The organism is Variovorax paradoxus, assembly GCF_030815855.1.
Lineage (GTDB): Bacteria > Pseudomonadota > Gammaproteobacteria > Burkholderiales > Burkholderiaceae_C > Variovorax > Variovorax paradoxus_M.
This window is the reverse complement of record NZ_JAUSXG010000001.1, coordinates 4,614,531-4,627,961: the sequence shown is the minus strand read 5'-3', so window position 1 is coordinate 4,627,961 and position 13,431 is coordinate 4,614,531. Positions and strand designations below refer to the sequence as shown.

7 protein-coding genes are annotated in these 13,431 nt (G+C 67.6%); 5 read left to right on the top strand and 2 right to left on the bottom strand.

What is annotated here, in order from left to right:
• Positions 1-45: 45 nt before the first annotated feature.
• On the bottom strand, positions 46-1,515 hold the full coding sequence (locus QFZ42_RS22110) for a lactonase family protein (RefSeq protein ID WP_307703027.1): 1,470 nt from the start codon (positions 1,513-1,515) through the stop codon (positions 46-48).
• A 322-nt stretch (positions 1,516-1,837) separates the two neighbouring features.
• Positions 1,838-2,230, bottom strand: a complete 393-nt coding sequence (locus QFZ42_RS22105) for a hypothetical protein (RefSeq protein WP_307703026.1) — start codon at positions 2,228-2,230, stop codon at positions 1,838-1,840.
• Positions 2,231-2,496: 266 nt separating this feature from the next.
• Here QFZ42_RS22105 and QFZ42_RS22100 point away from each other — a divergent pair, with 266 nt between their 5' ends.
• From QFZ42_RS22100 to QFZ42_RS22080, 5 genes are all read left to right on the top strand, one after another.
• Complete coding sequence (locus QFZ42_RS22100; RefSeq protein ID WP_307703025.1) at positions 2,497-3,624, top strand: VWA domain-containing protein; 1,128 nt, start codon at positions 2,497-2,499, stop codon at positions 3,622-3,624.
• Positions 3,624-5,693: an SWIM zinc finger family protein gene (locus QFZ42_RS22095; protein ID WP_307703024.1), complete on the top strand. Its 2,070-nt coding sequence runs from the start codon at positions 3,624-3,626 to the stop codon at positions 5,691-5,693. The genes QFZ42_RS22100 and QFZ42_RS22095 overlap by 1 nt, the downstream gene beginning before the upstream one ends.
• 93 nt (positions 5,694-5,786) lie before the next feature.
• Positions 5,787-9,614, top strand: coding sequence for a DUF4132 domain-containing protein (locus QFZ42_RS22090; RefSeq protein WP_307703023.1), 3,828 nt, complete (start codon positions 5,787-5,789; stop codon positions 9,612-9,614).
• Positions 9,615-9,657: 43 nt separating this feature from the next.
• Entirely contained in the window at positions 9,658-10,779 is a 1,122-nt protein-coding gene (locus tag QFZ42_RS22085; protein WP_307703022.1) for an ATP-binding protein, read from the top strand.
• Positions 10,770-13,355: a DUF5682 family protein gene (locus QFZ42_RS22080; RefSeq protein ID WP_307703021.1), complete on the top strand. Its 2,586-nt coding sequence runs from the start codon at positions 10,770-10,772 to the stop codon at positions 13,353-13,355. The genes QFZ42_RS22085 and QFZ42_RS22080 overlap by 10 nt, the downstream gene beginning before the upstream one ends.
• Positions 13,356-13,431: the final 76 nt, after the last annotated feature.

Genomic DNA, 13,431 nt, shown 5'->3' with positions numbered 1-13,431 from the left:
CCGCGTCGCCCTTCCGAGCTTCGCCGCATTGAGCAACAGGGTTACCTACCTTGAGAGCACGAAGAGCGAGGCCCCGAAGGGCAGCGCAAACGGCGGGACAGCCATCGGGCTCAATGCGCCGGAATCGGCATCGATATTGAAGCCAAGGACGGTTGCGCCTGAGGCGTTCTGAACATAGGCGAATCGGCCAGATGGGTCCAGGGCGATGTATTGGGGGTTGATCCCCGCGGCTACGCTCGATACAGGGGCCGAACTGAGTGCTCCCGACGTGGCATCGATTGCATAGATCAACACCTGTCCGCCGACGTAATCCGCAGCATAGGCAAACCGTCCCGATGGAGCCACCGTGAGGAGGCCGACCGGATTCGGTGTGTTGATCCCTGGGATGGCCAGCGGGGTCAGCGCACCGCTCGTGGCATCGATGGAGAACATTGCGATGGTGCTGCTGGAAGGGTCTGGCACATAGGCAAATCTGCCGGTGGGATCCACGGCAATACCCAGCGCGCTGCTTGCTGCTGTGGCCGGCGTTCCGTTTGCAGTCAGATCGCCAGTAGTCTGATTGATGGCAAAGGACAATACCTCGTTGGTGCCGGCACTGATCGCGTACACAAAGCGCCCCGTCGGGTCAGCCGTCATCAGTTGTGGACCGAGCGGCGATGCCAGCGCTACAGGCGTTCCGGTGGCGCTCAAGGCACCTGTCGTTTGATCAATGGTATAGCTAGAGATGCCCGTTGTTGTGATCACATAGGCGAAGCGACCTGTTGGTTCCACCGCCATGGCGACTGGAAACGGGGGAGTTGAGGTCACAGGAACGGTCATCGGGCCGAGGGCGCCAGACGTGCCGTCGATCGTGAAGCTGGAGATGCTGTCGCCGCTCACGTTCAACACGTAGGCGAATCGACCCGAAGGGTGCAGAACCGTGAAGATTGGCGTGTTCCCTGTTGCCACAGGCGGCGCGGACATGGCACTCAATGCTCCCGAAGAGGGATCGATGATGTAACCAGTGAGCTCGTTGGTAGCGGTGGAAGCAACGTAGGCAAAGCGAGCAGGGGGAGAAGTGCACTTCACGGCCACGTTGGTGACAGCGGCATTCGCAATCGTCCCAGTGCCATCGGTTACGGTGCATACGCGCGTGAGGATCTTCGATTGGCTCTTCACCGTGACAGCGTAGTTCGCGCCCGTGGCGAGCTGTGTCGAAAAGATGAAGGTGCCGTCGGCTGCAACGGGCAAGTCATCGGTGCCATTGTTCTGAAGGACAAGTCCGCTTCCGATCAATCCGGTGACGGATCCCCCGACTGTGTAAGCTTGCGGCGGGGCCTCAGGCGGCGTTTCGGGCGGCGTTTCGGGCGGCGTGGCGGGCGGCGTCTCAGGCGGCGCGACGGGCGTCACGGGAATGATCGGCAAGAAGCCACCTCCACCACCACCGCCGCCGCCGCAGGCGGTGAGCACGGCGACCAGGCAAAGCAAGATGACGTGCTTTACTCGAGACGAACTACGGCGCTGAGTGTGGTTCATTGGAACTTTTGAACTAGAGGTTTGGCGGCGAATGAAAGCAGCGCCGTCGCCCTCAAACGCATCGCGCGTTTGAACGGGGCAGCGGAGGATACAAACGCATTGATGGAAATGCAACCGCGCGTTACCTGTGACGTAGTGGTTGCTGGAAGCAGGCTGCTGGCTCAGCGCAACGTCCAGAGAACGTACCGCGCGGAATGATCTCCGCGTTGCCCTTTTTGCTCACTCTCGCGGAGGACCGCCATCTCGCATTTCCACACCTGATAGAACCAGCGTTCTCCGATCTTCTCGGCACCCGCGAAGATCGACCCGGCGTATGTAGCGTTCACGAGTCCGTGTCCGGCCCCTGATGACCTGGCAGAGCCTGCGCCCCAAAAGGAGTTGGAGGCGTGACCCGCGCTGTGGATCGACGCCTGAGGGACATGCCCTTGCCCACCATGCACTTGTTGAACGCGTAACGAGCAGGCATCTCGCCTTGATAGCGCACGTTGTTTTGCACGCGGCCAGAAATGGGGTTGTTGTGGGCATCGAAGCCTTTGGTCATCGAGCCATCTGAATATTGTGGGGGTACGGCTCGGCCGACCTGCACACAAGCTTCAATGGCAGCTTTCAGGGTGGCGATTTCCTGGCCCGACGCTGTTGGTGACGGCGGCACGCTCGGCGCTTTTGTCGCTTGCGTTGCCTGCATTGTTTCAACGGCAGCAACGCGGTCGTACATGCCCGTTGCTGCCGTCGCTCCCGCAAATCGACGATCACTCTGTGTCGCCGCCGACTTCCGCGGCCTGATATCGGCCGTCGGGCGAGGTGAATGCGTAGCCCGCCACTTGCCCGGACAGATGTGCGATCAGTGCAACGGACGGGCGAGGCCTGGTCATGAAGAAGAGCCGAGGAAGGCGTGAGCATGACATGCGCTGCCGTCTGATAAGCTGCCGGCGCTCCTCCCCCCGACAGTTCCTTCCACCCGTCCTTGCGAACGCATTGCGCATGTCGTCCGAAGAAACCCTGCGCCGCTGGCGCCTGATCCTCGGCCGCTATGCGGCGCAACCCCTGTCGCAAACGCAGTTCTCGGCGGGCGACTGGAGGCTCGACCAGGCCCTCGAATATCTCTACGGCCGTGAATACGAAGGCCGCGGCCTGGCCAAGCCCAATGGCGGGCCGGGTTCGCTCGACCCGAGCCAGTTGCGCGCGGTCGACTGGCTCAACCGTTCGCGCAGTCTCTTTCCACAAGAGGTGTTCGAGCGCATGCAGACGCAGGCGATCGATCGCTACCAGCTGACCGACCTGCTCTCCGACCCGGCAGTGCTGCGCTCGCTCGACGCCACGCCAGGCCTCGCCAAGGCGCTGCTGGGCATGCGCGGGCGGCTGTCGGGCCAGATGCGCGACGCGGTGCGCGAGGTGATCCAGAAAACCGTCGACGAGATCACGCGCAAGCTCAAGAACGACTTTGTCAACGCGCTCGTCGGCCGGCGCAACCGCATGCGGCGCTCGCACATCAAGAGCGCGCAGAACTTCGATGCGCGCGCCACCATCGCGGCCAATCTGAAGCACTACGACGTGGAGCGCAAGCAACTCGTCATCGAGCATCCGCGCTTCAATGCGCGCGTGAAGCGCAACCTGCCCTGGGACGTGGTGCTTTGCGTCGACCAGAGCGGCTCGATGATGGATTCGGTGATCTACAGCGCCGTCATTGCCGGCATCATGAGCTCGCTGCCCGCAGTGCGCGTGAAGCTGGTGGTGTTCGACACCAGCGTGGTCGATCTCACGCACCTCGTGCACGATCCGGTCGAGGTGCTGCTCACGGTGCAGCTCGGCGGCGGCACAGATATCGGCCGCGCGGTGGCGTATTGCGAGTCGCTGGTGGGCAACCCGCAGCGCACCGTGTTCGCGCTCATCAGCGACTTCATGGAAGGCGCCGCGCCCGGGCCGCTCCTGGCTGCGGTGCAACGCATGGCACAGGCGCGCGTCAAGCTGCTCGGGCTGGCCGCGCTCGACGAATCGGCCAACCCCGTGTACGACCGGCAAATGGCGCAGCGCCTCGCAGACAAGGGCATGCATGTGGCCGCCCTCACGCCCACGCATTTCGCGCAGTGGCTCGCGGAAGTGATGAACTGATGGCCTGGTACGACGGCTACCGCGCCTACGACGACGACACCCTGGCCACGCTCGCCAACCCCGGCCTGCTTCGGCGCGCCGCAAAGGACGTGGAGGCGGGCAAGGTCGCATGGGCGGAGCAGGGCGCGGAGGGCGGCGTGGTGGCGGCCGATGGCCAGCGCGTGCAGCTCGATGCGCGCGGCCCGCAGCAGGCGCGCTGCGACTGCCCGGCGCCGGGCATCTGCAAGCACATACTCGGCGCGGCGCTGTGGCTGCGCGCGTTGGAGCCGGCCGTGTCGGCGAGTGCCGCCGGCGCATCTTCAGGCGAGCAGGAAGAAAGAAAGGCACCGCCCGCTGCCGACCCGCTCGCGGAAATCCTCGCGCTCGATGCCGCGGCGCTTTTCAAGGCCGCGGGCGTGGCTGCCGTGCGCCGCGCAGCGGCCGCCGCCAGCAGCGTCGTCGACTGGCGGGTGCAGGGCGGCGCGCTCGTCATGGACTTGCCCGAGCTCGGCGCCTCGTGCCGCTGGGTGGCGGGCGCGGGCTATGCGGGCATGGTGTCCGAGGTGCCTGCCGCTGAGCGCAAGGCAGTGCACCTGATCGCAATTGCCGCGCTGCGCACCGCGCACGCGCAGCCCTTCGCATGGCCCGAGAGCGCGCGGCCTGCGCCGGTCGAAGACACCGCGCGCCTCGGCGAACGAGAGCGCGCGTTCCTGCTGCAGGTGGAGTCGATGCTGGAAGAGCTGCTGACAGGCGGCCTCTCGCACGTGAGCGAGTTGACGTCGGCGCGCCTCCTGGCACTCAACATGTCCGCGCGCGGCGAGGGCTTGCCGCGCCTGGCCGCCTTGCTGCGCAACCTTGGCGGCACGGTCGACCTGCTGGTGCGGCGCGACCACCGCGCCGAGGAGCGCGACGCCTTTGCGCTCATGGCGCGCACCCATGCGCTGTGCGCTGCGCTCGCGCGGGCCGAGGGCGAACTCGCCGTGGCACTGCGCGGCCGGCTCAAGCGCGACTTCGACGAATCGGCTGCCCTCGACCTGCTGCCGCTCGGTGCGCACTGGTGGCAGACGCGCGGCGGCGCGCGCGGGCTCACCGTGGCGTTCTGGGACCTGGCGGGTGCGCGCGTGCTGCAGGCCTCGCTCGCACGGCCCGACGGAAGCGACACCGCCTTCACGCGCAGCGGCGCATGGTCCGCCAGCGCGCTGTGGTCCGGCACGGGCGCCGCGCAGAGCGTGTGCGAAGCCACCCTGCGCCTCGAACAACCCCGCCTTGCCGAAGACGGCCGGCTGGCGCTCGGCGGCGCCACCCGTGCCCAGCCCCTGCCTGCGTGGGCGGCCGACGACCCGCGCCTGAAGTCGATCGGCTGCGGCAACTGGTCCGAACTCGGCGAGCGCCTGCGCGGCGCCACCGGCCTTGTGGCCGAGCCTTTCGATGCGGTGCTGCTGCGGCCTTCGGACACGCGCCCGCCGGTGCTCGACGAAGCACAGCAGCGCCTCGACTGGCTGGTGCAGGACGACGCGGGCCAATGGCTGCGGCTTGGCATTCCCGTTGGCCCGGAGCACCGGCAGCGCGTCGGCAACCTCGACCGCCTTGCTGCGCGCCGCGCGCCGGTGCATGCAGTGCTGGTGCGCATCGAGCGCTCCGCCGCGAGCACCGAACTCATGCCCATCGCCGTGCTGAGCAGCAATGCGAAGAAGGCGCTGCAAGCGGTGTCGCTCGACTTTGCCGACGAGGCCACGCGCACCACGTCGCTCGCGAACCGCATCCTGCGCATGCTCGAGGCACGGCAGCAGCAGCGGCAGGCGGCGCCCGTGGGTGCGCCCACGCTGGCGGCGCGCCTGCTCGCGCCCGTGACCGAGGTGGCCGAGACGCAGGCCGCCACCGGGCGCATGGCACTGACCGCGGCGCAGCGGCAGCGCCTGCACGATGCACTCGACCGCGCAGGCTCTGTCGGCCTGGAGGTGCTGTCGAGTGCGCTGCGTGCGCACCTCGCTGCGCCGGCCGCGGTACCGTTGCTGAAGCTGGGCTTTCTGTGCCAGCTGCTTGGCGAGCTCGACGGCTTGCCGGAGCAAACGAAAGCGCAGTCGGCTTAGAACCTTTGGTTGCGGTTGTTCTGCAGGCCGCGAATTGGCCAAAGCGTAACGCCCACCTGCCAAAATGAGCGCGCAGGAGAACGAGGAGAACGCATGGGATTTCTGGACAAGATCTTGGGCGCCGTCACGGGCAGCGCCGGCACCGCAGCGGCCAACGGCTTGACGCGCGAGCAGGCGCAGTTGTTGAAGCAAGCCTTCGAGCCGCTCGAAAAAGCAGGCAAGGAGCTGCCCCAGAAGGGCGCCGCGTTCCTGGTCGACGGCACGCAGGAAACCGTGCTGCTCGACCTGCAGGCTGCCAGGTCCTTCGAGCCAGGGCAACTGCTCGGAGCCCCCGGCCGCCTGCGTTGGGGTTTCAGCAACCACCAGAACAAGGCGATGGAGAAGATCGGCAACCAGAGCCTCGAACAGCGCGGCCGCTTCTACGCCAGCGTGGATGCCAGTGCTCCTCCGCTCGACGTGCTGGTGCGACTGGGCAAGCTGCTTGCTGCAGCCGACGGCGGACAGTCGCTCGAGCATCCCGGCGCCCCCGTGCCCGACTGGCTCCAGTACCTCGTCAACGACGCGGTGTTCGCGAGCTTCAACAAGAGCAGCTCCAGCAACGCTGCCGAGCGCGATCTTGCCAAGCACCGGCCCGCGTGGAACGTTCATCTCATTGCAGCCTTGCTCGCGCACGAGGGGCTCGATCCGCACATCGCCCTGCAAGAGGTCTTCGAGCGCAAGGGCCTGGACAGCTGGTACCACGACCGGCTCGACGGCCTGGTCGATGCTCCTGCCGTGGCCGACTGCATGCGCAGCCAGCGCGATGCCGCCGAGGCGTTGCCCGCAAAGCTGTCGGCCGCGGGCCGCGTTCTGCTGGCCAGGCGCATCGGCAAGGACAAGGCGCTCTTGAACGACTTTGCGCCGCTGTTCCTGCGCCTGGCCATCGACGGCAGCAAGACGGTGCGCACCGAGGCGACGCCCCACCTCGAGGGCATTGCCGAGGCGCAGCGGCTCGAACTTCTGGGGCAGCTGCTGAAAGACGGCGACACCACCCAGCGCACGCAGGCCGCCGAACTGCTTGCGCGCCTGCCGGGCGACGCCGCGCGTGCGCTGCTCGGCGCAGCGGCCGGCACCGAGGCCAGCAAGGCCGTGCAGCAGGCCATCCGCTCGGCCCTGTCGCGGCTCGATGCCGCGGGCGACGCGGGCGAGCTCGAATTGCCCGAGCCGCCGGCCTGGCAGCCCTTCGAGGACATTCCGCTCGGCGAAGACGCGGTGCAACTGCTGATTGCCAACCGCATCGAGCTGCTCGAGAAGAACCGCATTGCGGCCGAGGCCGAGATCGAGGAGAACAAGGCCTCCAAGCAGACCTACAGGTACAAGTGGCGCCAGGACAACTACGCCGCCCACAAGAAGCTCACCGACGAGGACATGCGCGTGGCCGTGCGCGTGCTCAACGGGCAGGGCGGCAAGAACGACCGGAACCGCGTCAAGAACGGCCAGCTGCAACAAGTGGTGGGTTTCGGCAATCGCCTGCAGTCGATGCCCGGGTTCGGCATGCCGCACCTGATCCGCTGGCTGGCCGTGTCGCGCCACTGGACCAGCTTCTGGTTCGACGACGGCTTTCACAAGTGGCTCGGCCGCCAGCCCGTGGGATCGGTCGACCTGCGCGCGCTGGCCGAGTTGCTCAAGCGCTCCGGCATGCCGATCGACGATGTGGCGCACACCGCGCTCTACCAGTATTGGAACCGGGCCACAGCGGTCGAGGTGTTGCCGGCCGACCGCGTGTGGCCCTTCTTCGCGGAGCACCCCGAGTACATCGACGAAGGCCTGGGCCTCATTGCGCCGCCAAAGCGCGAAGGCCGCCAGACCCAGCTCGACCTGAACGCCACGCTGCGCACCCTGGCCGTCTTCCCGACCGTGCAGGCGCGCTGGCTGCCGCGCGTGATGGAGCTGGCGCTCGGCGAAGGCAAGACGCATCGCGCAGCCGCTCAGAAGGCGCTGTCGATGCTGCCCGACATCGGCCGGCGCGTGGTCGAGTCGCTCGGCTCCACCAAGAGCGAGGTGCGCATCGAGGCCGCCAACTGGCTGGCCGAGCTCAAGTACGCCGATGCCGTGCCCGCCATTACCAAGGCGCTCGAGAAGGAAACCCGCGAGACCGTGCGCGCGGCCTATCTCACCGCGCTCGAGGCGCTGGGCGACGACATTTCCGCGCGCCTTGCGCCGGCCATCCTTCTGGCAGAAGCAAAGAAGGGCCTGAAGGCCAGGCCCCCGGCGGGCCTTGCGTGGTTCTCTCTCGACGCGCTGCCCGCCTGCAAATGGCTGGACGGCAGCCCGGTAGAACCCGAGATCGTGCGCTGGTGGGTGGTGCTCGCCTGCAAGCTCAAGGAGCCGGGCGGCAACGCGCTGCTCACGCGCTACCTCGGCCTGCTCGACGCAGCCAGCCGCCAGGCCGTCGGCAGCCTGGTGCTGCGCCAGTTCATCGCGCAGGACACGCGCCACCCCACGCTCGACGAAGGCATTGCGCATGCCAACGCCCATGCACCGCAGCGCTACCAGGGCAACCAGCAGCGCTACCAGAACGCGAAGGCCGAGCACAAGCAGTACTACGAAGCCGACTTCCAGAAGACGCAGGAGCAGGTCTTCGAGGAGTGCAAGCGCGAGAAGATGAGCGAATACCTCGGCAGCGCGATCGGCGAAAAAGGCATTCTGGCCCTGACGGCCCACACGCCGGGGCACGAGGTCGTCACGCTGCTGCAGCAGTACATGCGCGACCATTACCAGCGCCGCTCGCAGATCGAAGCCATGCTCGAAGGTGTGGCACCGGGCAACGACCCGGTCGTGATCCAGCTGCTGCTGGGCATTTCGCGCCGCTACCGCACCGCCTCGGTCCAGGAGAAGGCGCGCGCCCTGGTGCAGCAGATTGCCGACCGCAACGGCTGGACGCAGGACCAGCTCGCCGACCGCACCATTCCCACCGCGGGCCTGGACGATACCGGCAAGCTCGAACTTGCCTATGGCGACCGCATCTTCACCGTGGTGCTCGACGCCGCGATGAAGCCCGAGCTGCGCAATCCCGAGGGCAAGATCGTCAAGACCCTGCCCGAGCCGCGCCAGAACGACGACCCGGCGCTCATCAAGGACGCGAAGGCCCAGTTCTCGACCAGCAAGAAAGAACTCAAACAGGTCATCGACCTGCAGACCGCGCGCCTGTTCGAAGCCATGTGCACCGGCCGTGTCTGGCCGCAGGCCGAGTGGCGCGAATACCTGCACCGGCACCCGATTGCCGGGCGGCTGATACAGCGGCTCGTGTGGCTCGAACTGGACGCGGAAGGCGCGGTGCGCGGCAGCTTCCGCCCCACCGAGGACGGCAGCCTGATCGACACGCAGGACGACGAGGTCGAGCTTGCGGCCGACAGCCAGCTGCGCCTGGGCCACGCCTCGCTGGTCGACGAAGGCACAGCCGCCGCGTGGAACGAGCACTTCAAAGACTACAAGGTGGCGCCCCTCTTCGCGCAGATGACGCGCAAGCCGCCCGCGGTTGCGTTTACCGACGACAAGGGCCAGCCGGTGAGCGAAATCAACGACCGGCTGGGCTGGGTCAGCGACACCTTCACGCTGCGCGGCAGCTTTGCCAAGCTCGGCTACCAGCGCGCGCAAGCCGAGGACGGCGGCTTCTTCTATCAGTACACCAAGGAGTTTTCGTCGGCCGGCGTGCGCGTGGCCATCGAGTTCTCGGGCAACACCTTGCCGGAAGAGAACGTGCCCGCGGCGCTCAAGACGCTGGGCTTCGAGGACATGAAGACCCGCGGCTACAGCGACCGGGCGCTGCCGCTGTCGAGCGTGCCGCCAGTGCTCCTGGCAGAGGCCTATGCCGACTACCTGGCCATTGCCCAGGCCTGCGCCGGGTTCGACGCGGGCTGGGAAAAGAAGATGCCGTGGTAAGCCCGCCGCGCCTACACACAGAAAAACCAGCAGCAACATCATCATGAGCACCGGCACATCACCGTCTTCTTCTCCCGCGACCCAGGCCGTGCGCCTTGCCCCCGAGGCGCGCTATGCGGACGAGCTCGCGCGGCTGCATGCGGCCGACACCGATGCGCGGCCCACCGGATGGAAGCTCTCGCCGCGCGCGGTGCGGCGCTTCATCCTCGGCGACGAGAAGCTGCAGGTGAGCCGCAAGTTCTACGGTGACGATCCGCTGGTCGACCGCGCCATCGTGACGCTCATGGGCCACCAGGGCCTGATGCTCGTGGGCGAGCCGGGCACTGCGAAGTCGCTGCTTTCGGAGCTGCTCGCGGCTGCCATCAGCGGTGATTCGGGGCTTACGGTGCAGGGCACGGCCGGCACCACCGAAGACCACATCAAGTACAGCTGGAACTACGCGCTGCTGCTGGCCGAAGGGCCGAGCCAGCGCGCGCTGGTGCCTTCTCCGCTCTACCAGGCCATGCGTGCGGGAAAGCTGGTGCGCTTCGAGGAAATCACGCGCTGCCCGCCCGAGATCCAGGACGTGCTGATTTCGCTCATGAGCGACAAGCAGCTCATGATTCCGGAGCTGGGCGACGATGCCCGGCTCTATGCACAGCGCGGCTTCAACATCATTGCCACGGCCAACCTGCGCGACCGCGGCGTGCACGAGATGTCGTCCGCGCTCAAGCGCCGCTTCAACTTCGAAACGGTCAAGCCTATCCGTGACCATTCGTTCGAGGTCGAACTGGTGATGGCGCAGCTGAAGCGCGAGCTCGACAGCGGCGGTGAATCGCCGGTCGATGTGCCGCGCGACGTGGTGGCGCTGCTGGTCACCACCTTCCAGGAGCTGCGCGCGGGCCAGACGCAGGACGGCACCGCCATCAAGGGCCTCGATGCCGTGATGTCCACCGCCGAGGCCGTGAACGTGGCTTATGCGGCGGCCCTGCAGGCGCGCCATTTCAACGGCGGCCAGCTCACCGTGCGCGAGATCGCGGGCCAGCTGCAAGGCGTGGTTCTGAAGGACAGCACCGACGATGTGAAGCGCGTGCGCCATTACTTCGACACGGTGGTGCGCGAACGCGGCAAGCGCGACGCGCAGTGGAAGACCTTTCACGACGCGGCGCGCGCGCTGTGGCAGTAGCTGCGGAAGCCGGCAGCGTTCTGCCTGCGGCGCTGGAGGCCGCGCGCGGCCGGCTGTTCGGCGAGGATGGCGAGGGCGTGTTCTTCGTGCCCGTGAGGCACCACAGCCCGGCCTGCGCATTCGCCTTGAGGGCGCTGCTGCGCGAGATCAAACCGGCGGCCGTGCTGGTCGAAGGACCGGACGACCTGAACGCGCTGCTGCCGCTGCTGCAGCATGCGCAAACCACCGCTCCCGTTGCATGGCTGTGCCAGAGCACCCGGCAGGTTCCGGTCGACGACCCCGACTCGGAGGAGAAGACGCGCACGGAATCGCGCACGTCGTTCTTTCCGTTCTGCGACTACAGCCCTGAGTGGATTGCGGTGCGCGAAGGCGCGGCGCTCGGCGCGCGCCTGGGGCTGATCGATCTTCCCTGGAGCGACAAGGCCTGGCATCGCGACGAAGGCGAGGAAGGCGACCAGGGTGAGGGCGACGAAGGCGATGCACGCGACGCAGCGCGCAGCCTGATGGAAGAGCGCCATTTCGCGCACAGCCGCTACCTGAACGCCATGGCCGCCCAGCTCGGCTGCGTCGATCACCAGGAGCTGTGGGACCGGCTGTTCGAACTGCGCACGTCGGCCGCTCTCGGCCACTGGCGCGCCTTCTTCTCGGACGTGTTCAGCTGGTGCGCGATGGCGCGGCTCGACTACGAGCCCGAGGTGCTCGAGGCCGAGCTGAGCCTGCCGCGGGAGCGCCACATGGCGGCACACATCCGGCGCTGGCGCAACGAGGTCGAGGGGCCGATCGTGGTCGTCACCGGCGGCTTCCACACGCTCGAACTGGTCAACCAGTGGCAGAAGGCCAAGCCCTCGAAGGCGCCCGCCGGCAAGGACGCTCCAGACAACGCATGGTTGATCCGCTACAGCTTCGAGCGGCTCGACGCGCTCAACGGCTATGCCTCGGGCATGCCATCCCCCGGCTACTACCAGCAGGTGTGGGAGCGCCTCGAGGCCGGCGATGCCGACCCCTTCACCGCAGTGGCGCTCGACAGCCTGACCCGCTTTGCGCGCCAGACCCGCGCGCAGGACCATGCCGATGCGGTGTCCACCGCGCTCGTGCAGGCCGCCGCCGCGCAGGCCATGCGGCTTGCGGCGCTGCGCGGCAATGCCGGTCCCGGCCGGCAGGACCTGCTCGATGCGATCCGCTCCTGCTTCATCAAGGGCGCCATCGACGAAGGCACGCGCGGCTTTACCGCCGACCTGCGCGCCTTTCTGAGCGGCACGCGCATCGGCGACGTGCCGCCTTCGGCAGGCTCGCCGCCGCTGATCGAGGACGCGCGCAGGCTCGCCCGCCTGGCCGGCGTGCGGCTGGACGACAGCACCGCGCGCATAGCGCGGCTGGATCTTTATCGCAAGCCTTCGCACCGCGAGCGCAGCCGCTTCTTCCATGCCATGGCGTACCTCGACACGGGGCTCGGCACCTGGCTCGCGGGCCCGGATTTTCTCGGCAACAGCCGTTTGCATTTGCTGTTCGAAGAATGGCGCGCCGCCTGGTCGCCGCTGGTGGAGGCGCGACTGATTGAACTGGCGGCCGATGGCGCAAGCGTGGAGGCCGTCTGCATGGCCAAGCTGCGGAAGGAAGAAGCCGCGCTGTCCGACCAGGGCCGGGGACGCAGCGCGAGCGCGGCCGTGGCGCTGTTGCTGCGCGCCTGCCTGGTCGGGCTGCAGTCGCGCCTTCCCCAGCTGCTCTCGATGCTGTCCACGCACCTCGACGAAGATGCCTCGCTCGGCTCGGTGGTCGAGTGCGGGCACCGGCTCGTCACGCTCTGGCGTGCGCGGGAGCCGCTGGGCGTGCAGCAGGATCCACAGCTGCGCAGCCTGCTGGAGCGGGTGTGGCCCGCGGCGCTGTTCCTGCTGCCCGATGTGGGCGGGTGCCCCGAAGAGGGCGAGGCAGGCGCGGTGAAGCAACTGCTTTCACTGCGCGAACTTGGGCGCCTGCTGGCCTCGCTGCAAGCCGAACTGGGGGAAGCCGGCGACGGCGCCATCGACCTCGATCTGCTGCGTGCGCAACTCGAACGATTCGCGACCGGTGCATCGGCCGCACCCGCCGTGGCGGGCGCCGCTTCGGCCCTGCTGTACCTTGACGGGCACTGGGACGAGAACGCGCTCGACACCGTGGTGCGCCAGCGCTTCGGCGCGGGCGCAGAGCCGCGCGAGGCGGTACGTTTTCTCAGCGGGGTGATGGCCGCGGCGCCTGAACTGCTGCTGCGCCTGCCCGCGCTGCTCGAAGGCCTCGACGGCCTGGTCCAGGGCTGGGACGCCGAGGCTTTCGTGGCGCATCTGCCCGATCTGCGGCAGGCCTTCACGCGCCTCAAGCCGCAAGAGACGTCCGACCTGGCCGGCCGTATTGCCGCGCTGCATGGCATGGGCGAAACAGAGGGCCAGGCGCTCTACCAGATGCACTACGAAACCACCGAACAAGACCTGCACGAAGGCGCGCAACTGCAGCTCGCGCTGGCCGAGTGCATGCGCCGCGACGGGCTTGCCGCGTGGCTGGCGGCCCCAGAGCACAAGAAGAACAACATCGAAAGCGCGCCATGACCATCGATCTCCAGACGCTCAAGTGCGGCGAATGCGGCAGCAGCGCGCTCAACGCACCGGCCTGAACCAGTACGCC

What these genes read in the sequence shown, in the direction of transcription:
- QFZ42_RS22110 (WP_307703027.1), bottom strand. Translation starts at nt 1,515, where the DNA reads ATGAACCACACTCAGCGCCGTAGTTCGTCTCGAGTAAAGCACGTCATC.
- QFZ42_RS22105 (WP_307703026.1), bottom strand. Translation starts at nt 2,230, where the DNA reads ATGTACGACCGCGTTGCTGCCGTTGAAACAATGCAGGCAACGCAAGCG.
- QFZ42_RS22100 (WP_307703025.1), top strand. Translation starts at nt 2,497, where the DNA reads ATGTCGTCCGAAGAAACCCTGCGCCGCTGGCGCCTGATCCTCGGCCGC.
- QFZ42_RS22095 (WP_307703024.1), top strand. Translation starts at nt 3,624, where the DNA reads ATGGCCTGGTACGACGGCTACCGCGCCTACGACGACGACACCCTGGCC.
- QFZ42_RS22090 (WP_307703023.1), top strand. Translation starts at nt 5,787, where the DNA reads ATGGGATTTCTGGACAAGATCTTGGGCGCCGTCACGGGCAGCGCCGGC.
- QFZ42_RS22085 (WP_307703022.1), top strand. Translation starts at nt 9,658, where the DNA reads ATGAGCACCGGCACATCACCGTCTTCTTCTCCCGCGACCCAGGCCGTG.